This window comes from Pseudomonas gingeri, assembly GCF_013386115.1.
GTDB lineage: Bacteria > Pseudomonadota > Gammaproteobacteria > Pseudomonadales > Pseudomonadaceae > Aquipseudomonas > Aquipseudomonas gingeri.
In genome coordinates this window covers 287,835-312,423 of the sequence record NZ_JACAOR010000014.1, presented here as the reverse complement: position 1 = coordinate 312,423, position 24,589 = coordinate 287,835, and the positions used below count along the sequence as shown (strand labels likewise).

Genomic DNA, 24,589 nt, shown 5'->3' with positions numbered 1-24,589 from the left:
TCCAGAGAGGCGTTTCCACGCAGAGCGTGGGAACGATCACGGGAGCCTGCGTGCCCTGGCACAACCCTTGCGATACCCGCTGTCTTCGAACTACCGAGCCTCACCCTATGTCACTGGATTACCTGGGCAACCCCATCGACAGCAGTCTCCCCTCGACCCGACGCGGCATCGACGCGTTCATCTCCGGCTTTCTCGCCTATCACCCCCGCGCCGAGGACATTCTCGCAGCGGCCGATGCCGATCCGGACTCGCGGCTGGCGAATGCCCTCGCGGGCATCCTGCTGATGTTCAGCGAATCCCCCGAAGGCCCCGTCCTCGCCGAGCGCTATCGCCAGCGGGCCGACGCCGTGGGCTCGAACCACCTGCGGGCAAACCTGTACCTGGCGATCCTCAATGCCTGGATCGGCGATGACCTGGGCCGCGTACTGGGCCTCAGCGAACAGTTGCTCGACCGTTTCCCCCGGGACCTGTTCGCCGCCAAGCTCAACCAATACGTGGAGTTCAATCGCGGCAACTGGCCGGCGTTGCTGCGCATCGCCCTCAAGGCCCGTGACGCCGCGCCGGAGATCGCCCACAGCCACGGCCTGCTGGCCTTCGCCTATGAACAATGCCACTTGCTGGACCAGGCCGAAGCCGCCGCGCGCCAGGCGCTGCACCTGCAAGCCGACGAGCCCTGGGCCCAGCACGCCCTGGCCCACGTCCTGCTGACCCACGGCCGGATCGAGGAAGGCATCGATTTCCTCGAAAGCGTGAAAGATCACTGGGAAGGCCTCAACTCCTTCATGTACACCCATAACTGGTGGCACCTGGCGCTGTTCTACCTGGCACGCGGACAGGAGCAGCGGGTGCTGGAGATCTATGACCGCCACGTCTGGGGCATCCTGCCGGAGTACTCCCAGGACCAGGTTGGCGCGGTATCGCTGCTGGGCCGCCTGGAGCTGGCCGGGGTCGACGTCGGGCAACGCTGGCAGGCACTGGTGCCCTACCTGCAAGCGCGAACCGGCGATACGGTGCAACCGTTCCTCAGCGTCCAGTATCTGTACGGCCTGGCACGGGCCGGACAGCCGCAGGCGGAGCAGTTGCTGGAGGCCTTGCGCGAGCGCGGCCTGACTGCCCCGGCCTTCAGCCGGACCACCTGGGCCCAGGTCACCCTGCCCCTGGCCGAAGGCCTGCTGGCCCATGCCCGTGGCGACTGGGAAACGGCGGTACAGCGCCTGAGCGGGGTGTTGCCACGGCTCAACGATATCGGCGGCAGCCATGCCCAGCGCGACCTGTTCGCCCAGATCGAGCTCGATGCGCGGCTGCGTTCGAAGGATTGGCTGGTGGCACAGCAGACCCTGGAACTGCGCCGTGGCCATGATGCGCTGGATGTGCCGGTCAACCGACATCTGGAGCGGGTGTACAGCGCGCTCGGCCTGCCTTCGGAAGCCGAGCGGGCCAGGGCGCGGATCAACCAGGTCGTGCCGGGCTGACGCAGGTGCCGATCGTCCCACCACGCGGGAACGATCGAACTACTCGCCGGTACCGGCAAACCCCGCGACGATTTCATCGATCACCACCCGTACCCGCGCGGTGTGGCGCAGATCGGCGTGGGTCACCAGCCACACGTCGTAGGGCAAGGGCCGCGTGCGCTGCGGCCAGAGGTGCACCAGGCCATGTTTTTCGCCGATGTACACCGGGACTTCGCCGATGCCGATACCGGCGGCGATGGAGCGGCGCACCAGCAGGCTGGAACTCAGGGTCGTCACTATGCGCCCGCGCCCCAGGGGTTCGGATGCCAGGGTCATGTCCTTCTGGTTTTGCAGGTAGGGCTGATACAGCACCAGGTCATGTCCTTCGAACAGGCCGCCGGGTTCCGGGATGCCGTGACGGTCTATATAGGCCTGGGAGGCGAACAGCCCTACCGGCCAGCGGGCAATGCGTCGGGCGATCAGGTCGGGACTGTCCGGGCGGGCATTGCGCACGGCGATATCGGTTTCGCGCCTGGCCAGGCTGAGGAACTGGGTGGAAGCGTCCAGTTGCACGCGTACATCCGGGTGTTTTTCGTGCAGGCTGGCGATGGCCGGGATCAGGAAGTCGATGGCCAGCGAGTCGGTGGTGCTGACCCGCACGATGCCGGACAGGCGATCATCCTGCCCCTGGATCTGGCGCTGCAGGTCCTGGGCCGAGCGTTCCATTTTTTCCACCGAATGCAGGGCCGCCTCGCCGAGAGCGGTCAAGGCGTAGCCATCGGAGGTGCGCAGGAACAAGGTCGCATCCAGGGCCTTTTCCAGGGCGTTGATCCGCCGCCCCACGGTGGCCTGGTCGACCCCCAGCACCCGAGCCGCGCCACGCAGCGTCGACTCGCGGCACACCGCCAGAAACATTCGCGCATCATCCCAGTTCATCATCCCCCCGTGATGCATATATGCATCTGAGTGCCGTGTAATCGCTGCATTATTGCATCACTAATCCTCGATATGCTGGACGCCAGTAGAAAACACCCGGGATTGCCGGCGGCGCGATCATCGTGCCGCCAGCGCCGACACCTTGGTTGAACCGCCGTCCCGCTTCAGTTGCCCAACATTGCTGCCCCACTGCATAAGGTACCGATCATGACCCTGCCCCAGGAAATGACCCTGATTGAAATCACCACCCCCGGTGGCCCTGAAGTCCTGCAACCGCGCCGGGCCGACGTGCCGGTGGCGGGCCCCGGCGAGATCCTGATTCGCGTGCATGCCGCCGGGGTCAATCGCCCGGACGCCCTGCAGCGCGCCGGCAAGTATCCGATGAAACCCGGCATGAGCCCGATTCCGGGGCTGGAAGTGGCCGGCGAAGTGGCTGCGCTGGGCGATGGCGTCAGCGAGTACGCCATCGGCGATAGAGTCTGTGCCCTGACCAATGGCGGCGGTTACGCGCAGTTCTGCACGGTGCCCGCCAGCCAGGCATTGCCGATTCCCGAAGGCATGGACTGGATTCAGGCCGCCGCCATCCCGGAAACCTTCTTCACCGTCTGGGCCAACCTGTTCGGCCTGGGCGGCGTGCATAAAGGCCAGCGCGCGCTGATTCACGGCGGCACCAGCGGTATCGGGACCACCGCACTGATGCTGTGCCGCGAATTCGGCATCGAGGCCTTCGCCACCGCCGGCAGCCCCGACAAATGCGCCGCCATCGCCAGCCTGGGTGCCGAGCCGATCAATTACCGCGAGCAGGATTTTGCCCGGGTAATAGCCGAAAAGACCGGCGACAAAGGCGTCAACGTAGTCCTCGATATCATGGGCGGCTCGTACCTGGGCGACAATCTCAAGGCCCTGGCCATGGAAGGTCGCCTGGTGATGCTGGGTTTCCTCGGCGGGGCCAAGGGCAATGACGTCGACCTGCTGACCATCATGGCCAAGCGCGCGATTATCACCGGCTCCTTGTTGCGCTCACGCACCCGGGAGGAAAAAGCCGAGATCGCTGCCCAATTGCGCGAGCATGTGTGGCCGGTACTGAACGCCGGGCGTTGCCTGCCGATGATCGACAAGGTCTATGCCTACACCGACGCCGCCCAGGCCCATGCACGGATGGAAGGTGGCGATCATATCGGGAAGATTGTGTTGCGGGTGGCATAGACATCCCCCGTCTCTGTCCCACCAGACGCCCCGGCGGCCATCGACGAGCTCGGCGCACCCGCGTCAACGCCGGGCTTCGAACACCCCCCGCGCAATCGCCCGCGCCACGCAGTCGGCCGCCGCCGCGCCGATGCAGCCGATCTGCACCTGGCGCCGCGGCCCTTCCACCAACGGCAAGGCGCCGGAAGCCAGGGCGAACACCGTGTCGCCATCGAACGGCAGGTGCGCCGGACGCACCGCCCGGGCAATGCCATCCTGGGCCATGATCGCCACCCGCTTGCACTCGGCCGTGGTCAGCCGGGCATTGCAGGCCACCGCTACCAGCGTGGTATTGGCCCCGGCCTGCAGCCGTCCCATGCTGTCCAGGCGCGACAGTTCGGGCATCGGGTCACTGGTGTCCATCACGGTCGTCGGGCGTACGCCACCGAATTCGCCGGCGATTTCCCAGGGCCAGGACCAGAAGGTCCGACCGTCCGGCATGTACACCGAACCGATGGGATTGGCCACCACCAGCGCCGCCACCACCAGGCCGTCGTCGAGTGCCAGCGAGGCCGATCCCAAGCCGCCCTTGAGCACCCCGGCCATGGCGCCGCGACCGGCCCCCACCGAGCCCAGGGCAAAGTCTTCGGCGGCATTTTCCAACGCCTCGAAGCCCAGCCGGCGATAAGGCGGTTCAAGCCCCCAGTGCTTGTCACCGCCATTGGCCAGGTCATGCAGGACGGCAGCGGGAACAATCGGAATCGCCGGCGCGCCGGCTTTCAGGTGCAGGCCCACTTCCTCCAGCGACAGGGCCGCCGCCACCGCATCCGCCGCCCCCAGGCCGAACACCGAGCCCCCGGCGAACACCAGCGCATGCACCTGCCCGACCATGTTCTCCGGTTCCAGTGCCGCCGACTCCCGACCGCCCGGACCGCCACCGCGGATATCGATGCTGGCGGTCCAGGCACCGTCGGTACGGATCACCGTCACGCCCGTATCGACACGCCGGTCGGTAGCGTGCCCGACGAGGACGCCAGGTACATCGGTCAACAAATTGCGGGACCCCGGTAACGGCATAAGAACATCCTGGAAAAAGAGAGTGGCAAACCCTTCAGCAAGTGATGTGCCAGCCCGTCCTCCCCCGGTTTGTTCGGTGTCACCCGGCATCGGCTGCTGCTTAATCAACACTCGCCTTCCGACTGCTGACAAACCAACACCCGCCCCTGTCACGTCTCCCGCCCCGAAGCGACTGTAGAAAAACCAACAGCCTGGAATGGCGTTGTTAGAAAAACACCATATTTTGCTCAAACACACAACCAAGTCATTGTTTATAAACAATTTTTATAAATGGCACAGGCCTTGCTCTACCGCCTGCAGCAGAGCTTGAGACCGCGGCCACCGTGCCGGTCCGGCAACAAGCCGTCACTGACCACGCTTGCGACGACCCGCCACGACACCGTCGCCTTACCCGACAAGGTTGACCCCGACCGGGGACATACCGGGGATCCCATTGGAGCGATTCACATCATGAGTTCGACACGCGCCGCCGGCCGCCAGGCCCGCACCACCTTCACCCACAGCCTGCTGTTCCTCGCGGTTTGCGAGGCCCTGAGCTACAGCAGCCTGGCCCTCGCCGCCGACACCGCCGGCAGCGACAACCCACTGGACACCGTGGTGGTCATCGGCAACCGCGGCCAGGCCCGGACCCTGGCCGAAAGCACCGCCCCGGTGGATGTGATTTCTTCCAAGCAGTTGCTCGCCACCGGCCAGGGCGACCTGACCCGCGCCCTGAGCAAGGTACTGCCGTCACTCAACCTGCCGGCGTCCTCCGGCTACGGTTCGACCTCGGTAGTGCGCCCCATCAGCCTGCGCGGCCTCAACGGCGACCAGGTACTGGTGCTGGTCAACGGCAAGCGCCGGCATAACAGCGCCCTGTTGAACAACGGCACCTTCCTCAACTCCGGCTCGCAGCCGGTGGACCTGGACATGATCCCGACCGCCCTGGTCGACCATGTCGAAGTACTGCGCGACGGGGCCTCGGCCCAGTACGGTTCCGACGCCATCGGCGGCGTGGTGAACATCGTGCTCAAGCAGACCGACCACGGCGGCAGCCTGTCCACCACCTACGGCCAGAACTTCGAGAACGGCGACGGCGAGACCGCCCGGCAGACCGGCAACCTCGGCCTGTCGCTGCCCAACGACGGCTTTATCAACCTGGCCCTGGACGTGAAGAAACAGAACGTCTCCGACCGCTCCGACGACGCGCCCTATACCGACAGCGCCGGCAACACCAGCCAACGCCACACCTACTACGGCACCGGCCTGCCGGAGTCGCGCAACTTCAGTTTCGGCTACAACGCCGAGCTGCCGGTGGATGACGCCCTGACCCTGTACTCGTTCTCCACCTACACCCGACGCAACTCGGAAAAACCCCTGGCGTTCCACCAGCCGGCCAGTTTCGACGGCATCGCCACGCCATTCCCGGAAGGTATCGAGGACTCCCTGCGCTTTATCGAAAACGACTTCCAGGTGGCGTTCGGCGGCAAGGGCAAGGTCGCCGGCTGGGACTACGACCTGTCCAGCACCTACGGCCAGGACCACGCCCAGGCGACCCTGCGGGACACCTATAACCTGAGCTACGGGGCGAACTCGCCGACGTCGGTCGACACCGGGGTCAAGACCTTCAGCCAGTGGACCAACAACCTCGACCTGACCCGCGCCTTCGACTTCGGCCTGGCCAAGCCGACGCAGATTTCCTGGGGCCTGGAACAACGCTACGAGAACTACAAGATCGGCAAGGGTGACTACGAGTCCTATGCCCTCGGCAACTTCGCCACCGGGGCCAGCGGCAACCCGATCGCCCCAGGGACCATCTCCGGCGCCGGCACCACCCCGGCCGACGCCGCCGAGAAAGGCCGGACCAGCGTCGCCACCTACGCCGAGATCGGCCAGGACCTCACCGACAAATGGCATGTCGACCTCGCCGGGCGCTACGAGCACTACAACGACGGCTCCGGCACCACCACCAACGGCAAGTTCGCCACTCGCTACCAGTTGACGCCGATCCTCGCCGTGCGCGGCAGCTTCAGCACCGGCTTCCGTGCGCCGTCGCTGGCCCAGCAGATCTACAGCTCGACCTCCCAGAGCAGCGTCAACGGCAACCTGATCGACTACCGCAACGTCGCCGTCGACTCGGATGTCGCCAAGGCCCTCGGCGCCTCCACCCTCAAGCCGGAGAAATCGACCAACTTCGGCCTGGGCCTGACCCTGCAGCCGATCGACAACGCCAGCATCACTCTCGATGCCTACCAGATCAAGATCAAGGATCGCATCGCCCAGACCGGCTACCTCGGCGGCACCCCGCAGATCAACGCGATCCTCGCCGCGGCCGGCCTCAACACCAACCAGGCGGTGACCTACTTCACCAACGCCCTGGACACCACCACCCGCGGCCTCGACCTGGTCGGCGACTACCGCCAGGACCTCGGCGCCTACGGCAGCCTGCGCTACAGCCTGGGCTTCAACTGGAACACCACCGAGATCGACTCGATCCACGCCTCGGACGTCGCCCAGCAGGCCCTCGGCCCGGACGGCGGCTACGACCGCCAGCGCCAGGGCAACCTGAAGTACGGCACGCCTGAGTCCAAACTGCTGCTGGGCGGCACCTGGAGCATCGACAAGTTCGACGTCGGCCTGAACCTGACCCGCTACGGCGAGTACACCCAGTACGGCACCGCCGCGATCTACGACCGCACCTTCTCGCCGACCTGGATCACCGACCTCAATATCGACTACCACCTGAACAAGGCCATCACCCTCACCGCCGGGGCCAACAACCTGTTCAACATCTACCCGGAACGCACCAAGCTGCCGAGCAGTTCGGGGGCCTTCCCCTACGGCAACTTCTCGCCCTACGGCACCACCGGCGGCTACTGGTACACCGGCGTGACCTACAACTTCTGACCCTCCTGGCGGCGCCCTCGACCCAGCCGGTCGCCGGCGCCGCCCCGCTCACCGGGAGCCTGCCCATGACCCGCCGTACCGATCAACTCAAGCTGGGGGCCTTCCTCGCCAACAGCGGTCATCATGTCGCCGCCTGGCGTCATCCCCTGGCCCAGGCCGATGCCAGCCTGGACTTCGGCCACTTCAAGGCGATTGCCCAAACCGCCGAACGCGGCAGGTTCGACGCCCTGTTCGTCGCCGACGTGGTCGCGCTATGGGGTCATCATCACGATGCCCTGAGCCGCACCGCCCGCGCCGAACACTTCGAGCCGCTGACCCTGATGTCCGCCCTCGCGGCGGTCACCACCCATATCGGCCTGATCGCCACGGCCACCACCAGCTACAACGAGCCGTACCATATCGCGCGCAAGTTCGCTTCCCTCGATCACCTGTCCGGCGGTCGCGCGGCGTGGAACCTGGTGACCTCGGTGGTCTCCGACGAGGCCTGGAACTTCGGTCGGGAAAACCATATCGACCACGGCGACCGCTACCAGCGCGCCGAGGAATTCCACGACGTGGTCAAGGGCCTGTGGGACAGCTGGGACGACGATGCCTTTGTCCGCGACAAGCGCAGCGGCCAGTACTTCGACCCGGACAAGCTGCACACGCTCAACCATCGGGGCGAACACTTCCGCGTACGCGGCCCGCTGAACGTCGCCCGACCGCCCCAGGGCCATCCGGTGCTGGTCCAGGCCGGCGCCTCGGAAGCCGGCAAGACCCTGGCCGCGCGCGTTGCCGAACTGATCTTCGCGTCCCATCACGACCTGGCCGCCGCCCAGGCGTTCTACCAGGACATCAAGGCCCGGGCCGCCGATTTCGGCCGCGATCCGGACCATATCAAGATCCTCCCCGGCGTCACGCCCTTTATCGGCGAGACCCGCGAACAGGCCCAGGCGCTGTTCGAAGAGTTCCAGGCGCTGATCGACCCGGTACTCGGCCTGCGCCTGCTGGCCGACACCCTCGGCGACGATATCGACCTGAGCGGCCATGATCTCGACGGCCCGCTGCCGGATACCCCGGTGGGCCAGCGCGGCAGTCGCCGGGACAAGGTGCTGGAACTGGCCCGCAGGGAAAACCTCAGCATCCGCCAGCTGTACCTGCACCTGGCCGGCGGCAATCCGGTGATCGGCACGCCCGCCGATATCGCCGACAGCTTCGAGGCCTGGTTCCAGGCCCGGGCCTGCGACGGTTTCAACGTGTTCTTTCCGTACTACCCGGGCGCCATCGAGGTGTTTGTCGATCAGGTGATTCCACTCTTGCAGGAACGCGGGCTGTTCCGTCGCGAGTACGCCGGCCGTACCCTGCGGGAAAACCTCGGGCTGCCTCGCCCGGCCAACCGGTTCAGCCGATCATGAGCGGCGGTTTCTCACTGGGCTTTCTCAGCCGGGTCTATCGCCCGACCTTCGACCCGCAGGTCTACCGCGACACCCTGGAGTTGTTCCGGGTCGCCGAGGAACTGGGTTTCGACAGTGGCTGGGTGGCCCAGCATCATTTCGCCAGTGAACAGGGACGCCTGCCCTCGCCCCTGGTCCTGCTGGCCGCCATCGCCCAGCGAACCCGCCGCATTGCCCTGGGCACCGGGATTATCGTCCTGCCGCAGGAAGAACCGCTGCGCCTGGCCGAGGACGCCGCGGTACTCGACCTGCTGAGCAACGGGCGCCTGGAACTGGGCCTTGGTGCCGGCTTCGACCCGCAGACCTACGACGCCTTCGGCCTCGCCCACGCTGAACGGCACCGCGACTATGAAACACGCCTGCAGCGCCTGCGCTCGGCCCTCGGCAACACCCCATTGAACGACGACGGCCTGCGCCTGCTGCCCCGCGCCGAAGGACTCGGACGGCGACTGTGGGAAGCGACTTCGCGGGTCGAACTGGTCGCCGCCCGCGGCAACGGGCTGATCATGGCGCCCAATCCGCACCTGCCGGCCGAAGCCGGCGTGGAACTGGTCGAACGTTATCGAAACGCCTGGACCGGCGACAACGGCACCCCGGCCAGGGTCGCCCGGGTGCAGGCGGTATTCCCCGGCGCGGACGCGGCGGCCGAGGGCTCGGCGCTGCACAGCGATATCCTCGGCTATGTCCGGCGCCAGCAGAGCATCGGCGTCTACCGGGCCGGGCTCGATGACGACTTCAACAGCGTGCTCGGTCGCCTCGGCGTGCTCCATGGCTCGCCGCAGCAAATTATCGAAGGCCTCGCCCAGGGGCCGCAATTGAGCGCCAACGACCAGTTGATCGTCCAGGTCCAAACCGCCAATACCCCGCTGCGCGAGGCCATCCGTTCGCTGGAAATCATCCGCGAACAGATCGCCCCCGCCCTGGGTTGGCGCCCCCACAGCGAGCGCCCAGCGCCTCTGGAGAACCACCGCCCATGAGCAGTGCCAAACCCTTCAAGCTGGGTTTTCTCAGCCACGCCTTCGGCGACGATCCACGGCAGGTCTACCGCGACCTGATCGAGCAGTTCGAGGTCGCCGAAGCCCTCGGCTTCGACGGTGGCTGGATTGCCCAGCACCACCTGAGCAACGGTTTCGGCCGCCTGCCTTCGCCGCTGGTGCTGCTGGCGGCGGTGGCCGAGCGTACCCGGCGGATCGAGCTGGGCACCGGAGTCATCGTCCTGCCCTTCGAAGACCCGGTGCGACTGGCCGAAGATGCCAGCGTACTCGACAGCCTCAGCGGCGCACGCCTGCAACTGGGCCTGGGCAGCGGCGGCGCCAACCTCGACAACTTCGCAGCCTTCCGCCGCGAAGCCGGACAGCGGCAACAGGACTTCGCCCACCATCAGCAACGGTTGCAGCAACTGCTCGAGGGCGGCCCGGTGGATGCCAGCAGCGAACTGACCCTGCAACCGCCGGCCGCTGCCCTGGCATGCCGCCTCTGGCATTCCCATGGCAGCCTCGAAGGCGCGGCCTACACCGCGCGCCAGGGCAACGGCCTGCTGCTGGGCACGGCGACCCATGATCCGCTGACCGTGCAGAAGCCCCTGGCCGACGCCTATCTGCAAGCCTGGACGCATGACGACAAGCCATCGCGCATCGGCGTGGTGCGGGCGATCTTCCCCGCCGCCGACCGCGCCAGTGCCCGGGCCGAACTGGCGGTCGATATCGAGCGGCATATCCCGCGGCTCAAGCGTGAAGGGCTGATCGACGAAGCCGTCGACCTGGAAGAACACCTGCGGTTGATGAACGTGCACCACGGCCATCCGGACGAAGTGATCGCCAGCCTGCGCCAGGACCCGTCGCTGCTGCCCTATGCCGACTACGTGATCGCCGTGGTCCAGGCGGAAAGCTCGACCCAGGCGCAGATTCTCCGCCGCCTGGAGATCCTAGCCCGCGAGATCGCCCCGGCACTCGGCTGGCAACCCACATGAACGCCACGCCCCCTGTAGGAGCCGGCTTGCCGGCGATAGCGCCCGCACCGGCACCGCAGGGCTCAAGGCCCCCATCGCTGGCAAGCCAGCTCCTACAAATCCTGCGGCCATCCCCTAACCCCCGATCCAACACCTCCCCTGTAGGAGCCGGCTTGCCGGCGATCGGCAACAACGCGCAGTATCTGACACACCACCGCCACCCACCCCGAACCTCTCCGGAGGCCCCCCATGGCACTTGAATTCAGCTGGCAGTTGCCGCTTTGCGGTCCCGGCCAGACCCCGGGGTGGGCCCAGCGCCCCGGCGAATGGATGCAACTGGCCCAGGCCGCGGAATACGCCGGGCTCGATGGCCTGTGGATTCCCGGCGGCGCCCATTGCGCCGACAGCCTGGGCGTGGCGGCGGCGCTCTGCGCCCATACCCGGCGGGTGCAACTGACGGTCAGCGTGCCACCGGAAGTCATGCTTCCGGCCGCCCTCGCCGCCACCTTGCAGAGCCTGCAATCGATCAGCGCCCACCGCGTGCGCCTGCACCTGCCCGACAGCGAGCAAGGCAGCCTGCGCAGCGCCTTCGGCGAGTGGCTCAACCGCGACCAGCGCAACGAGCGGATCGGCGAATACCTGGATATCCTCGGCCCGCTGCTGCAGCCCGACAGCGCCGAGTTCAACTATGACGGACGCTACTTCCAGCTGGAAAACGCCGGGGTCGCCCGCCGCCCGCTACCGGCCCCGCCGATTGTCCTGGATGACTCCCAGGACGCCGCGCTGATTGCCCGCCATGCCAGCTTCTGCCTGCTGCGCTCCGGCTCGCCGGACTGGCTGCAACAGGCCATCGAGCGGCTGCGCGGCAACGCCGGCCGACCCGGTTTTGCCAGCAGCTTCGGGCTGATCGTACGCGACACCGAGGACGAGGCCTGGGACGCCGCCGAGGCCTCCCTGGAACAGGTGCCGCTCCAGGCCCATGAAACCTCCGCCCGGGTCCTGCCGCTCAAGCGTCATCGACATCCGGCCCGGCGCTTTGAAATCCACCCCAACCTGTGGCAGCCCCATAGCGATCAACCGCTGTTTATCGTCGGCACCCCGCACCAGGTCGCCACCCGCCTGCAACAGCTGCATGGCCTGGGCCTGGAACAGGTGATCGTCCAAGGCCAGCCGGCGGTCCGCGAGGTGCTGCGTTTCGGTGAACAGATCCTGCCGTTGCTGACGGCCCAAGGCTTGCGCAAGGAGCGCACCGTGCATGACCAATGACCCTCGTACCCCGCTCGAAATCGACTGGTTCCTGCCGACCAATGGCGACGGCCGCCACCTGACCAGCAGCGGCCTGCCCAAGAGCGGGTTGCTGCAGGCCGGCGAACGGGCCCCGACCCTGGACTATCTGCGCCAGATCGTCCGTGCCGCCGAACTGGCCGGCTTCGATTCGATCATGGTGCCCACCGCCAGCGGTTTCGAAGACCCCTGGCTGATCACCGCGGTGCTGGCCCAGGAGGTGCGTCGGCTGAAGTTCCTGCTGACCTTGCGCCCCGGCCTCGAACTGCCCGCCTATACCGCGCACCGTGCCGCGACCCTGCAACTGCTCAGCGAAAACCGCCTGGCCTTGCATGTGGTCAGCGGTTCCAGTCGTTTCGAACAGCGCTCGCTGGGGGACTTTCTCGAGCATGACGAACGCTACGCCCGCACCGCCGAATTCCTCCAGGTGTTCCAGGCGGTCTGGGCTGGCAAGGGCCTGCCGTTCCACGGTCGTTACTACCGCAGCAGCAGCGCGACGCCGATCACCCCCCATGCCTCGGCGCCGGCGATCTATTTCGGCGGGGCCTCGACCGCGGCCGAACAGGTCGGTGCGGCCCATGCGCAGACTTACCTGATGTGGTGCGAACCTCCGGCGATGATCGCCGAGCGCATCCAGCGCATGCGCGAGCTGGCGGCGCTGCAGGGCCGCAGCCTGCGCTTCGGCCTGCGCCTGCACATCTTTGCCGCGGCCACTGACGATGCAGCCTGGGCCCATGTCGAAAAGCTGCTGGAGGAAATCCCCAAGGAAGCCATCGAGCGCGCCCAGGTACAGATGGCGGCCTATGAGTCGGTCGGCCAGACCCGCCAGACGCAACTGGTCCAGGGGCGCGGGCGGCGGGCTCGGGAACTGGAAGTCTCGGCCAATCTCTGGGCCGGTGTCGGTCTGGTCAGGGGCGGTGCGGGAACCGCCCTGGTGGGCAGCTACGAACAGGTGGCCGAGCGGATCGAGGAATATCACCAACTGGGGGTCGACAGTTTTATCCTGTCGGGCTTTCCGCACCTGGAAGAAGCGATTCACCTGGGCAGCGAACTGCTACCGCAACTGCGGCGGATCAGCACCGCACAGCCCAAAACCCAACACCGCCCCCGGTAGGAGCCGGCTTGCCGGCGATCCGCCAAAGGCGGCCATCCCCCCCTATCCCCCAACCAAACAACCTCAGGACTTAACCCGGCCCTTGAGCATGCCGTGATTGACCAGCAAGGTGCGCATGGCATTGCGGGTGATCCCCAGCAACTCGGCCGTGCGCAGCTGGTTGAAGCCGCAGAAGGCAAAGGCCTCGCGCACGATCAGGTCCTCGATATCGTGCAGCAGGGTTTCCCCCGGCACCTCGAACAGACGCAGCAACTGCTCGCGCATCACGTCCTGGGGAACCCGCGCCACGCTGCTACTGGAGCTTGCCCGCGAAGCGCTGAGCCCGGCGGAGAACTTCAGGTGTTCCGGACGGATCGGCTTGTCGCCCGCCACCAGCAGGGCCAGGTGCACGACGTTTTCCAGCTCGCGGATATTGCCCGGCCAGGGGTAGTCGAGCAGCGCCTGGGTGGCCGCTTCGGAAAGCATCGGTTCGCTGATTTTCAGGCGCAGGCTGTAGAGTTTGCGAAAGTGTTCCACCAGCGGCAGGATGTCCAGCGGACGCTCGCGCAACGGCAGCACCTGGACCTGGGCGACATTGATCCGGTAGAACAGGTCCAGGCGGAAATTCCCCGCCTCCACCGCCTGCTCCAGGTCGATGTTGGTCGCCGTCACCAGGCGGATATTGATCTTGATCGGCTTGCGCGAACCGACCCGGACGATTTCCTGCTCCTGCAGGGCCCGCAGCAGCTTGACCTGCAACGGTAGCGGCAGGTCGCCGATCTCATCGAGAAACAGCGTGCCGCCGTCGGCTTCCTCGAACCAGCCGGCACGCCGCCCGACCGCCCCGGAAAAGGCCCCGGCCTCATGCCCGAAGAACTCGCTCTCGGCGAGGGTTTCGCTGATCGCCCCGCAGTTCACCGGCACGAAGGCGCCGCTGCGACCGCTGGAGGAATGGATATAACGCGCCACCAGCTCCTTGCCGGTACCGGTCTCGCCATTGATCAGCACCGGCGCTTCGCTGGGACCGACCCGCTGCAGGTAATCGAGCAATTGCCGGGAGCGCGGGTCGGCAAACACCAGGGCCTTGGCGCGAATCGACAGCGGATCTTTTTCGCCCTGCGGCAGGGTCAGGATCGGACTGGGATGTCCGGGGCTCGTACTCATAGTTTGGCGATGGAGACTTCTGTGGATTTGACGAAGGCGATCACCTCGCTGCCGACCGCCAGTTCGAGGTCGCGGACCGAGCGCGTGGTGATGACGGAAGTGACGATACCCGAAGCGGTTTGCACATCGATCTCGGAGACCACGTCACCGATGAGGATTTCCTTGATGACGCCACGGAACTGGTTACGGACGTTGATCGCTTTGATGGTCATGGGGCAGCTTCCTATCTGGTAAAGGGGCACGTACATCGTGCAGTGCTGGAGCTAAAGTGCACCTTTATCGGATTTTTCAAAAGGAATTAATAATCATCATTTTATTCCTTAAATGAATAAGCAATCCGATCCTCCTCACCCTGCTGCCGACATGGCTAGAATCAGATTCCAGAGAACTGCGCGACGGAACCCCGGGGGCCCGCCGCTGCCACATGGATAACTCCAAGGAGGCTTCAATGCGAACGCTCGATCTGGCCGGCGTGGCCGTTCCCGTCATTGGCCAGGGCACCTGGCGCATGGGCGAGGACCGGCAACAGCGCGCCCATGAAGTGCGTGCCCTGCAAACCGGCATCGAACTGGGCATGAGCCTGATCGATACCGCCGAAATGTATGCCGAGGGTGGCGCCGAGGAAGTCGTCGGCCAGGCCATCGCCGGGCAACGCGACAAGGTGTTCCTGGTCAGCAAGGTCTATCCGCACAACGCCAGCCGCAAGGGCATTCCCTTGGCCTGCGAACGCAGCCTGCGACGCCTGGGCACCGACCATATCGACCTGTACCTGCTGCACTGGCGCGGCCAGTACCCGCTGGAAGAAACCGTCGAGGCCTTCGAGCAACTGCGCGAACAGGGCAAGATCGGCCGCTGGGGCGTATCCAACTTCGACGTCGAGGACCTGCAGGAACTGGCCTCGCCGTTCTGCGCCACCAACCAGGTGCTTTACAACCTGGAAGAGCGCGGCATCGAGTTCGACCTGCTGCCGTGGTGGCAGCAACACAACCTGCCGCTGATGGCCTACTGCCCGGTCGGCCAGGGTGGTGCCCTGCTCGACAGTTCGACCCTCCAGCATATCGCCGAACGGCACAACGCCACGCCGGCGCAAGTGGCCCTGGCCTGGGTGCTGCGCCAGGACGGCATGCTGGCGATCCCCAAGGCGGTCAACCTGGAGCATGTGCGGCTCAATGCGGCGGCGGCCGAACTCAAGCTGGACGAGCACGACCTGGACGCCATCGACCGGGTGTTCGTCCCGCCCAAGCGCAAGCATCGGTTGGCGATGGTGTGAGGATTGGGCGTGCGGACAGGCTGGGCGTGGACTGCCTTCAGGTTATGGAGGGAGGTTTTCGCCAGCCCCCATATCGCGATGTGATGCGCGTGATGGATCCTGAGCCCGCAAGGCTTCGAAGCAGGCCTGCGCAGCCTTGAGGATCAACTCGACGTCATGATCAAGATCGACACCCCGATGTGCGCTGACCAGGTCCCTCTCCGTACTGGGATCTTGCCGTGGCAGCCAGACCTCAAACGGCAGGCCGTCGATGGCAAACGTCGGGTAGGGTTTGGTGATGTATTTGGAGGTGTGATTGATCGCTCCCAAGCTCCAGCGTGGGAGTGTCTCACTGGACGCTCTGCGTCCGCTCTTTGTGACGCAGAGCGTCACGGGCTGCATGCCCACGCAGAGCGTGGGTACGATCGAATCGTTCTGGATTATGTCGATCACAACGAGGCTGGAATAGCGTTCGAACACCTGCTTTACATGATTAATGAGCCACCGCTCATTGTTTCTGACGAATGCACAAAGATCTTGGCCCACATCGCAAAGGCGCTGGAGATGTCGTTTACAGGGGACGAACGCGGCCGCCTATGAAGGGCTACTTCCGGCCGGAAGCGGTCAATTCAACGTGTAAAAATTTAGTCACTTAGTGATAGAAAAAACCCGAACGGCAAATAATTTTCAATGCAATAGCGCCGAAATCAGATCCCATTGCTTTGCTTTCTAGCGTTCGGCACCTGGCGGGTGACCAAAGTAGGCCTTGTATGCGTGGTTGAAGTTAGCGGGATTGGCGTAGCCCAGACGGTAGGCGATCTGCGCCACCTGCCACTTGCGCTGACGAAGCAGATTGCGAGCAAGCTCCATGCGTTGCTGGCGCACATAATCCAGCATCGACTGGCCGTAGATTTGACTGAACGCCCGGCGCAACGTGGTTTCCCCCACACCCAGGCTCCGGGCCAGCGCTTGAGTACCGGGAGGGGCGATGAGGTTGGCATCCAGTTGAATCCGCGCTTCATGGGCCAGGTCTGAATGACCGCGTACCGCAGGTATTGGCCTGGCAGGTTGAGGGGCTAGATGGGCGGCCAGCTCCACCAGCGCTGCCAGGCTCAGGCTTTCCTGATTAAGGCGCTCCAAAGCGCCTTGGTACGGAGAGTGATAAATCCGCTCCAGCAAACGCCCCAGTGCAGGGCAGCCGTGCAGCTCCGAAAATTGAACTCCGTCATTGAGCAGGCTGAGTAACGGCTGGAGCGACGAGTCTTCTTCGGCCAGCTCGCGCAAATAATCGCCTGCGATGCGTAGCCCGGCCATACGCGCATGACTGCCGGCGGGCAGTTGATCGACGGTTTCCATGCTTTCACTCAGGCCCAGCGCATGGACTGCGCCAGTGGTGTATTCATTGAGCACACCGTCGACCCGATGCTGCCACTGTCCGCCGAGCACATGCACGATGCACACACTGTCGGGCAATACCTTGTGGATAGTCAGCGGCTCGGGGAACTGCAAGTCACAGTCGAAATACTGCAGGTCAGGCCGAACGGTCCGCGCGCGGTAGTGGCCGATGGCAGAACCAATAACCTGACGAGCGCTGTCGTCGAATACGCCGGCTTGGTCCAGGGGGCCCGGGTGATCGAAACAGAAGTGTGTGTCGAGATAAGGATTCTGGCGTTTCATCAAGAAGGGGTTGGGTCATGTCCTTATGTGTTCGCCCCATTGTACCCCGTCACTCGTCGTTGTGAACCGCAGGCTCATTGTTGTGCGCAACGGCCTGCACGGTTGGCAGATCGCTGAGGGTGAATTTCAATGGTCGGCCGTGAAATTCAAGGAACCTGAGTATGCTGATTTATCGCAAATGGGCTGCCGTGCTAAGCCTGGTACTGACCGTCATGACGGGCAATACCCTCGCTCAAGATCGCCCGGACGTAGCAGATAAGGTCGCTGCGTATTCGGGTGAGGCCGGGGTGAAAGTCTGGACACTGCGTATCGGGGCGCGTGACGAAAATCAGGCACTGGTGCAAGTGGAAGGCGCTGACCACGACTGGAACCTGAAAATTCAAAAGATGTCTGTCGAGAAGACCAGCAAGGACACGCGCTATTACACCACGGTAGACGGTCAGAAGTTCGTCGTACTGATTCTGCAAAACGGCTGGGGAGAGCTGTACTTGCCAGGCGAAGCAAAAGCGCTGGCAGTCGCCTATAACGAGGCTCTGGCAAGTCAGGGCAATGCGCAAGCGTTTCTCACTGACTATCTCCAGGCGAACTGAGCCATGAGTCTGTTGAGACGATGGTCGTGGGGCCTGGCGATGTTGCTGCTGCCGCTGGTACTGATGGGCTGGAGCAGCATTCAGAGCTGGCGTGCCGACAGCACACTGGAAGAAGCGCAGGTGATGCGCCAATGGCTCGCCAGCCCGAGCGATGAATTGAGGCAGCAACTGCCGCAACAATGGCGCACAACACCGGTAATCTCGGACGATAGTCTGCGTGGCTACCTGCAACGTGAGGTCGCTCGGGCCGATGCCGACCAGGGATCGGTGCACATGCGCCAGGTCCTGGCGTTTCTCGGTTACTGGCTGGCGATCGCGGCCGTGCTGGCGGGCACTGCTACCTGGTTAAAGCTGCGCCTGGATGCCTGGCGCGCGTTGCGCTCGCGGGACTTTCTTTATGATCGCCTGGTACTGAGTTGGCGTGCGCTGGGACAGTGGCTGGTGGTCTACACCGGGTTGATTGTCGGGGCGTTGGCGATGGCCCTGCTGTATGAAGTCAGCTGGGGCTGGAGCAACCGCCAGAACAGCGGCATGACGATACTGCTGGTCGTTGTGCCCTTGCTGGTGATGCTGTACCTGGGCGTGCTGTTGATCGGGCGCCTGCGTCGGCAATGGCAGGATATGGAAACGCCGCAATCCGGGTTTCTGGGGCGGTCAATCAGCCGGACCAGCGCCCCGGCCTTATGGGAATGGATCGAAAAACTGGCAGCCGTCACCAGCGCGCCCGTGCCAGACCACATTGTGATTGGGGTCGATCAATCGTTTTTCGTCACCAGTGTCCAGGTGGCCCTGCAACCCTCGGGACAACTGTTGACGGGCCGTACGATGTACCTGCCGCTCACTTTCCTGTCGACCTTGAGCCAGGAAGAAACAGCCTCGATTATCGGCCATGAGCTTGGCCACTTCAGCAGCCGCGACACCGAGCGCGGCAGTGAAGCTGGGGCACGGTTCAGCCTGATGTATATGCATTTCCTGAACATTAGCGCGGTGGATGACATGCCGTCCTGGATCGAACGTCCGGCGATCTGGATGACGTGGCACTTTCTGCACCACTTCCAGATAGCCGTGCACCACTGGAGCCGTGCGCAGGAATTGGTGGCGGATCGGGTAGGTGCGCAAATTGCCGGTGAGCGGCTCTTTTGCCAGGCGCTGCTGCGCGTCATCGCCCTTGACGCCGAAGTCAACAAACTGCTCGGCCAGCGTACCCACACCAACTTGATCCAGGCGTTAGCGGAACACCTTCGCCAGGCTCCGGTGATCTTGAACGAGGCGGTGATGGATCACGCGATCGCTCATCCGTTCGATACCCATCCCCCCACTGCCGTGCGCCTGCAGCAACTGGGCGTGGTTCTTGACGACCAGTTGCTGGCCCAGGCAACACGGGCGCCCACCGCGCACGACCGCCAGTGGTTCAGTCAACTCACTAATGATCCGCAGTCGGCTGTCGATGCCAACAAGAATGGAGTACCGGTATGAACCACCCTGATGGTCCACTGGCCAGCCTGGCCCAATCCCTCACTGAAGATTTTAACCAGCACACTGGCGATCAGTTGCAGGCTGCCATCCAGGAACGCGAGGAATGGCTGGCCGAGGTGCCCGCAGTCACCGAACTGGCCTACCCACGCAAGGTGCGCCGCACCCTGTTGCTCTTGTCACTGTTCGCTTTCGTGATGGCTGGCGGGAGTATATGGGATGGCAAAAACGCGTTTATGGGAGGGATTTTTGCAATCGTGGCGCTGGTCTTGCTCAGCGGGGTGTGGCTGCACCGTCGGGCCGGCGAAGAAATCCTGATGCGCCTGACCCATAGCCACTTGTGGTTTCGCAACCTTGATGCAGAAATCGATCTGCTGGATATCGGTGATATCCACATCAAAGAGGGCCGCATCAAGATATGGATCACACTGACATTGCGCGAGGGTGTCCCGTTGCCAGCCTGCAAAAACGCCGCGGGCCCACTGATGCCCCACGTCAAGATCAAGCGCTCCCGGGAGCCACAGATATGCCTGACGCTATTCGGCCTGCAACTGAACGGTAAAGTCCTCACGGGCGACCAGGTGCTGGAGATGCTGGACACCTACTGCAATGCGGCGCGTGTAGAGGGTGAGTTACGGGCGTTGAAGGCTTCCTGAATGGGTAAGGGGCTACACCTGTTTGTGGCGAGGGAGCTCGCTCCTCGCCACAAACATTGATGTATTCGACAGTTCTAGCGGCTTGCCTCGGTACGCCACAGCACAGGCCAGTCAGTCTGCTCCAGTCCCATGCAAGTGTTCATTTCAGCCGCACGCGTCAGCGTGAAACCGGTACCGTCGTAGCGCCAACGCAGCGCAGTGCCACAACCTCCCATGCCCATCGCCAGCGCCTCACTGCTCAGTTCACCCGTGGCCGGATCAAAATCGACGCTGCCCAGAGGCTCCCTTTCCGGCAGGTTTGGCACCTCGGCGATCAGCGCTTTGCGCGCCTGCTCCGGGTGGTCCAGGGGCGCCTGGTAAATATTGTAGAAACAGTTGTATGCCCCACAGCCGGTCTGGATGATCACTAGCGCTTGATCTGCACTCAAGGCATAGGCTTGCGCTTTTGGCGCAACGCCTTCACTCAGATCTTCTTGCCACTCCTTGCGCGTGGCGGCCATCACCGTGTCCGCGACCTCTTTCGCCCTGCGCGGGGCTAGTGCAACGGGTGCCTGCCAACCCGGCAGCGGCGGCGCGACAGGTGCTTGTGGCACGCTGCTGCCTGGCCCTGGTCCCTTGGAGATCAGGGCGTCCTGTGTACCCACCCGACCCTGCACCGAGTCCATCAGCAAAAGAACCGCGCTCATCCCGTTTAGCGAGGCGGCGGAGGTGCCGCCCTCAATGGGTAAAATCAACTCCCGCCCGTTGCGCAACTCTGCGATCAAGGCGTCGGCATTGGTTCCGGTCAGAGCAAAAACCTCAGATACCTTACCTGCTTTGAGTTCGCCAGGCTCCAATCGATTTTTCAGCGGTTTGCCATCGAGTGTTGGCTGACCACGGGTGGCGTTGTAGCTGAACACGCCTACCCGCAAGTCTCCATGCGGGCCGGCTTCACGCGTTACACGCAGGCTAAACGTCGTGGTGCCGATATCGTCGCGCACCGGGACGGCACCGATAGCCGTGCAAGCGCGCGTGTTATCACAGCCGATAATCCAGTCCTTGATAGAACGCTCCAAAGGGACATCTTCGGCGGCGTTAACACTGGTAACTACAGCAGCCATCAGGAATATGAGGGGGAGTCGGGTCATCAAACAGGCGCCTGTAGACTAGAAAAACTCTATTAGGGCAGGGTTCTTCGCTAATACCTATTGCATGGCCGTCAGGCACAACAGAAACCCTGCCTGGAACAATCGGCACGGTCTTCCAGCCAGCGGATACCAATTCTGCAACGCTATGTCCCGACAGTGCCGCTTCCGGAAGCTGTCCTTGATTTGCCACCGGGATTTCTTAGTGGGTGAGCGACCGGTTGAATCCACAGCCGATAGCAGCCTGTTCCCCCCTTCCCGCCCCTAAACACCCTGCCGAATCGTCGATCCGGGAGCGCCCTCGGGTACTTGTCCAGTTGTTTTTTCTTGAGAATGGGTACTTTCATTTATCATGATTAACTCTCCTTGTTCTGAATCATGCGCATGTGCAATGCTCATGATGCATATGCTATTTCGAAGTGGTATCGCCTAGATTCAAGCGGCGAGTAAACTTCACAGCCCATGCGCCGTTACTGAATAGGTTGCCCCTCCCCCGGGGCGACTCTCGCCAAATCCCCCCGGCACGGTCTTTACCCTCCCAGCACCGGCAGACAGAAACAGGCAAAGCCCAAATAAGCCCGCGATTCGACCATCTGGTTGATGGCCGAGATCATCTGCGCACTGGAGAAATGTGCGTTCATTTGCGCCTCGCTGGCCCAATAACCCGCCAGAATCCAGGTGCGCTGATCCTGCGGGCAAGGCGTCAGCCCATAGCCCAGGCAGCCCGCCGACTCACCCAGCCTCGAGGCCAGGGCCTGTAGAATATCCAGGGCAGAGCCCTCCCCGGCGTTCAGGCGAATATGCACGGTATTGACGGCAACGATCGGCATGACCCCTCCTCACTTCGCGTTCCCGGCCAGCAGCCTCAACGCCACGCAGAATGACAAGGCCGCCGCCACGGCACCGGCCAGGTAGACCGACGCCATGCCGCCCAGGGCCGCCAATGCGCCCGCCAATGGGCTGGTGATGGCCAGGGAAATATCCAGAAATGCCACATAGGCGCCCATGGCCAGGCTGCGGGCTTGAGGCGGCGCACGGCGCACGGCCTCGACGCCAAAGCCTGGAAAGGCCAGCGAGTAGCCAAAGCCGGTCAAGGCCACGCCCAGGTAGGCAACCAGCGCCGTATCGGCCGTCCAGATCAGCCCTTGGCCCAACGCCTCGATTGCCACGCAAACCAGGGCCACCCTCGCGCCTCCCAGTTTGTCCGGCAGGTGGCCGAAGGGAATACGCGCGCCGATAAAGGCCACACCGAACACCGTGAAGGCCAGCGAGGCATTGCCCCAGTGGCGGGAAGTGAACAACAGGGCGATAAAGGCGGTGATCAGGCCAAATCCCACGCTCGAGAACGCCAGGCCCAGGCCCGGTTTCCACACGGCCGCCAGCACGCTGTAGAACGGCGTGCGTCGGGCCGCGCCAGGGGCAACGGCCTGCACACCGCCGACCACCGCGACCGCCAGCAACGGAATCAGCATCGTCGCCACGGCAATACCGGCAAAACCCCACTGGGCATTGACCGTTACGCCGAGCGGTGCGCCCAGTCCATAGGCACTGAACATGGCAATGCCGACCCAGGACATTACCTTGCCCGCGTTCTGCGGCCCGACCAGCCCGATGCCCCAGCCCAGCACACCGGTGACCACCAGGCTCTCGCCCAGCGCCAACAGCATGCGCCCCGCCAGCAGTATCCAGACCGAGGCCGCGGGCATGTCGACAAACGCCAGCGATGCCAGGTAGACCAACCCCGAACTGGCGGCCACCAGAAAGCCGCTGATCACCGCACGCTTGGCGCCGCGCACATCAGCAAAATTGCCGGCCCAGGCCCGTGACAACAGCGCCGCCGCGAACTGCGAGCCCACCACCAATCCCACCACCAGCGTGCCCATGCCGAGGGTGTCATGCAGGTGCAGTGGCAGCACGGGCAGTTGCATGCCGATCACAAGAAAGCCAATGAAAATGGCGAGGGTGATCGGCAGTAGCTTCAGGAAAACACCGGGATTGGCCGTGGCAGATGCCGACGGTTGGGCAGATGCGGCAGAAACGGATGAAAGCAACGGCGTGCCGTCGAAGTCAGGTTTGACAGATTGATTCATGGTTTTTTCCAGGCAACTCTTCAGTGGCAGCGACACGTGGCTGGCCCTGCTGAAGGAGGTCTTTAAGCGCGTTGGTTGACGTGAACGCTTACGGCCGGAATACGGCGGATGTTGCTCGCAAATGATTGAAATGCGACGAATCATTCACATTTCCAGAATACGATGGATGCGTCGTTGCCACTATTCGCATTTGTTACGCCAGGCCCACCCCCGCCGTAAAGGCAGGCAGAGCCACGGTCTGCTTGGCAAAGAGGCCTTGGGCGCGCCTCTTCGGCTGGACTCTTGAGGGTGAGCCGGAGGGACTGCACTCAGGTTTTAGCGGCGGCGGGTACTAAGCTAATAGCTGCCCTCCCGGTTTTTCCAGACAACTGCAACATCCGGCAAAGACTCGAAATGGCTTTCAGGAAATACGCCGTTTTCCTACGCGCTATCGGCATGGGACAATATTGTGTGCGTCTGCTGGGGTGGCTAGAGTCCTGAGGTCGCTGCAAATTCAGCGATACGGGTTTCGCAGCCCGGCGATGAATAGGCGCACAGCGCCGCGAAAGCGGCTTTTTTGAATCCGCGTTATGGCGGGCTGTGCGCAGGAGGCTTAGGCCTGCCGGTTTTCCTATTCACCGGTCTGCGAACCTGCGCGCAGCTCGCCACCCTCGTATCGCAGCGAGTATGGATGGGCCCTATGAACGTAATAGGAGATTCGCCATGGTCAAGAAAATCACCCCAGACCCACCACCTTGCAGCACTTCCAATGTTGCGGAAAAAGCGACCTGTCCGAGCCGGGTAACGCGCGATTCGCAAGGTCAGATCTCATCAAAGCCGCCGCACGATCAAACGTCGATACTTCTCGAAACGCTGCCCGCTACGGTATTCAAAGCCGTCGAATCCAACACCTCGTCCGCTCCCGCGCTGTTCTCCGTCCAACCCGGCATCACTGCCAGGGTCGCGCTGACCCAGGTATCGCAATTGCTCAAATCCGCCGAACTGAACGCCGATGAAATCTGCCCGCGCCTGAGTGGTTTCGAACGTGATCTGCTGATGGGGCTGATTCATTGCGTGACCTTGTCACGAACCGTGGTGGATGCACTGCTGGATGGGGCATCTGCACAGACTCACACCTGACGCTTGTGATTGGCACGCCGTGATGTTTGCGGCGACCGATGACTGATGCCACCCCATGGTCCGAACGGCGTGTCCCACTCTCAGGTAACGAAGTGAATTACTCCCACCTTCGCCGTGAACGAGCGTTTCAGCGATCATTTGCCCATAAACGAAA

At 63.7% G+C, this 24,589-nt stretch carries 22 protein-coding genes; 13 read left to right on the top strand and 9 right to left on the bottom strand.

The window, feature by feature from the left end; genetic code table 11:
* Nucleotides 1-107: 107 nt before the first annotated feature.
* Complete coding sequence (locus HX881_RS28130) at nucleotides 108-1,472, top strand: tetratricopeptide repeat protein (protein ID WP_177087768.1); 1,365 nt, start codon at nucleotides 108-110, stop codon at nucleotides 1,470-1,472.
* A gap of 39 nt (nucleotides 1,473-1,511) precedes the next feature.
* Here the strand turns inward: HX881_RS28130 and HX881_RS28125 are convergent, their stop codons facing one another.
* Entirely contained in the window at nucleotides 1,512-2,387 is an 876-nt protein-coding gene (locus HX881_RS28125) for a LysR family transcriptional regulator (protein ID WP_177087766.1), read from the bottom strand.
* 207 nt (nucleotides 2,388-2,594) lie between these two features.
* On the opposite strand from HX881_RS28125, the gene HX881_RS28120 reads away from it, so the two are divergent.
* Entirely contained in the window at nucleotides 2,595-3,593 is a 999-nt protein-coding gene (locus tag HX881_RS28120; RefSeq protein WP_177087765.1) for an NAD(P)H-quinone oxidoreductase, read from the top strand.
* A 63-nt stretch (nucleotides 3,594-3,656) separates the two neighbouring features.
* Here the strand turns inward: HX881_RS28120 and HX881_RS28115 are convergent, their stop codons facing one another.
* Nucleotides 3,657-4,649, bottom strand: coding sequence for a P1 family peptidase (locus tag HX881_RS28115; protein ID WP_177087763.1), 993 nt, complete (start codon nucleotides 4,647-4,649; stop codon nucleotides 3,657-3,659).
* 450 nt (nucleotides 4,650-5,099) lie between these two features.
* Here HX881_RS28115 and HX881_RS28110 point away from each other — a divergent pair, with 450 nt between their 5' ends.
* From HX881_RS28110 to HX881_RS28085, 6 genes are all read left to right on the top strand, one after another.
* The gene (locus HX881_RS28110) at nucleotides 5,100-7,535 is read left to right on the top strand and encodes a TonB-dependent receptor plug domain-containing protein (protein WP_177087760.1); all 2,436 of its coding nucleotides are present in this window, start codon (nucleotides 5,100-5,102) and stop codon (nucleotides 7,533-7,535) included.
* A 65-nt stretch (nucleotides 7,536-7,600) separates the two neighbouring features.
* A complete protein-coding gene (locus HX881_RS28105) occupies nucleotides 7,601-8,929 on the top strand; it encodes an LLM class flavin-dependent oxidoreductase (protein ID WP_177087758.1) in 1,329 nt (442 codons plus the stop codon).
* Nucleotides 8,926-9,945, top strand: a complete 1,020-nt coding sequence (locus HX881_RS28100; protein ID WP_177087756.1) for an LLM class flavin-dependent oxidoreductase — start codon at nucleotides 8,926-8,928, stop codon at nucleotides 9,943-9,945. The genes HX881_RS28105 and HX881_RS28100 overlap by 4 nt, the downstream gene beginning before the upstream one ends.
* Nucleotides 9,942-10,937, top strand: coding sequence for an LLM class flavin-dependent oxidoreductase (locus HX881_RS28095; RefSeq protein ID WP_177087754.1), 996 nt, complete (start codon nucleotides 9,942-9,944; stop codon nucleotides 10,935-10,937). Before HX881_RS28100 ends, HX881_RS28095 begins: the two co-directional genes overlap by 4 nt.
* 228 nt (nucleotides 10,938-11,165) lie before the next feature.
* Nucleotides 11,166-12,182: an LLM class flavin-dependent oxidoreductase gene (locus HX881_RS28090; RefSeq protein ID WP_177087751.1), complete on the top strand. Its 1,017-nt coding sequence runs from the start codon at nucleotides 11,166-11,168 to the stop codon at nucleotides 12,180-12,182.
* Nucleotides 12,172-13,314 carry an LLM class flavin-dependent oxidoreductase gene (locus tag HX881_RS28085; protein WP_177087750.1) on the top strand — a complete coding sequence of 381 codons (1,143 nt, stop codon included), beginning with the start codon at nucleotides 12,172-12,174 and terminating at the stop codon, nucleotides 13,312-13,314. Before HX881_RS28090 ends, HX881_RS28085 begins: the two co-directional genes overlap by 11 nt.
* Nucleotides 13,315-13,377: 63 nt before the next feature.
* On the opposite strand, the gene HX881_RS28080 is transcribed toward HX881_RS28085, so the two are convergent.
* Nucleotides 13,378-14,457, bottom strand: a complete 1,080-nt coding sequence (locus tag HX881_RS28080) for a sigma-54 interaction domain-containing protein (protein ID WP_177055790.1) — start codon at nucleotides 14,455-14,457, stop codon at nucleotides 13,378-13,380.
* Nucleotides 14,454-14,669: a TOBE domain-containing protein gene (locus tag HX881_RS28075; RefSeq protein WP_017124334.1), complete on the bottom strand. Its 216-nt coding sequence runs from the start codon at nucleotides 14,667-14,669 to the stop codon at nucleotides 14,454-14,456. Before HX881_RS28075 ends, HX881_RS28080 begins: the two co-directional genes overlap by 4 nt.
* A gap of 236 nt (nucleotides 14,670-14,905) precedes the next feature.
* On the opposite strand from HX881_RS28075, the gene HX881_RS28070 reads away from it, so the two are divergent.
* Complete coding sequence (locus tag HX881_RS28070; RefSeq protein WP_177087748.1) at nucleotides 14,906-15,727, top strand: aldo/keto reductase; 822 nt, start codon at nucleotides 14,906-14,908, stop codon at nucleotides 15,725-15,727.
* Nucleotides 15,728-15,769: 42 nt separating this feature from the next.
* Here the strand turns inward: HX881_RS28070 and HX881_RS28065 are convergent, their stop codons facing one another.
* Together HX881_RS28065 and HX881_RS28060 are read right to left on the bottom strand one after the other, a co-directional pair.
* The gene (locus HX881_RS28065; RefSeq protein ID WP_177087746.1) at nucleotides 15,770-16,186 is read right to left on the bottom strand and encodes a hypothetical protein; all 417 of its coding nucleotides are present in this window, start codon (nucleotides 16,184-16,186) and stop codon (nucleotides 15,770-15,772) included.
* 249 nt (nucleotides 16,187-16,435) lie between these two features.
* Nucleotides 16,436-17,383, bottom strand: a complete 948-nt coding sequence (locus HX881_RS28060) for a helix-turn-helix transcriptional regulator (RefSeq protein WP_177087744.1) — start codon at nucleotides 17,381-17,383, stop codon at nucleotides 16,436-16,438.
* Between the two features lie 161 nt (nucleotides 17,384-17,544).
* Here HX881_RS28060 and HX881_RS28055 point away from each other — a divergent pair, with 161 nt between their 5' ends.
* The 3 genes from HX881_RS28055 to HX881_RS28045 are packed head-to-tail and all read left to right on the top strand — an operon-like array spanning nucleotide 17,545 to nucleotide 20,102.
* Nucleotides 17,545-17,973, top strand: a complete 429-nt coding sequence (locus HX881_RS28055; protein WP_177087742.1) for a hypothetical protein — start codon at nucleotides 17,545-17,547, stop codon at nucleotides 17,971-17,973.
* Nucleotides 17,974-18,012: 39 nt separating this feature from the next.
* The gene (locus HX881_RS28050) at nucleotides 18,013-19,449 is read left to right on the top strand and encodes a M48 family metallopeptidase (protein ID WP_177087740.1); all 1,437 of its coding nucleotides are present in this window, start codon (nucleotides 18,013-18,015) and stop codon (nucleotides 19,447-19,449) included.
* Nucleotides 19,446-20,102: a hypothetical protein gene (locus tag HX881_RS28045; RefSeq protein ID WP_177087738.1), complete on the top strand. Its 657-nt coding sequence runs from the start codon at nucleotides 19,446-19,448 to the stop codon at nucleotides 20,100-20,102. The genes HX881_RS28050 and HX881_RS28045 overlap by 4 nt, the downstream gene beginning before the upstream one ends.
* A 74-nt stretch (nucleotides 20,103-20,176) precedes the next feature.
* Here the strand turns inward: HX881_RS28045 and HX881_RS28040 are convergent, their stop codons facing one another.
* The 3 genes from HX881_RS28040 to HX881_RS28030 form a co-directional block, all read right to left on the bottom strand.
* Nucleotides 20,177-21,229: a DUF1176 domain-containing protein gene (locus HX881_RS28040; RefSeq protein WP_177087736.1), complete on the bottom strand. Its 1,053-nt coding sequence runs from the start codon at nucleotides 21,227-21,229 to the stop codon at nucleotides 20,177-20,179.
* A gap of 527 nt (nucleotides 21,230-21,756) precedes the next feature.
* A complete protein-coding gene (locus HX881_RS28035; RefSeq protein WP_177087734.1) occupies nucleotides 21,757-22,056 on the bottom strand; it encodes an antibiotic biosynthesis monooxygenase family protein in 300 nt (99 codons plus the stop codon).
* A gap of 9 nt (nucleotides 22,057-22,065) precedes the next feature.
* Nucleotides 22,066-23,316, bottom strand: a complete 1,251-nt coding sequence (locus tag HX881_RS28030; RefSeq protein ID WP_177087732.1) for an arabinose transporter — start codon at nucleotides 23,314-23,316, stop codon at nucleotides 22,066-22,068.
* A 702-nt stretch (nucleotides 23,317-24,018) separates the two neighbouring features.
* Here HX881_RS28030 and HX881_RS28025 point away from each other — a divergent pair.
* Entirely contained in the window at nucleotides 24,019-24,435 is a 417-nt protein-coding gene (locus tag HX881_RS28025; protein WP_177087730.1) for a DUF6124 family protein, read from the top strand.
* Nucleotides 24,436-24,589: the final 154 nt, after the last annotated feature.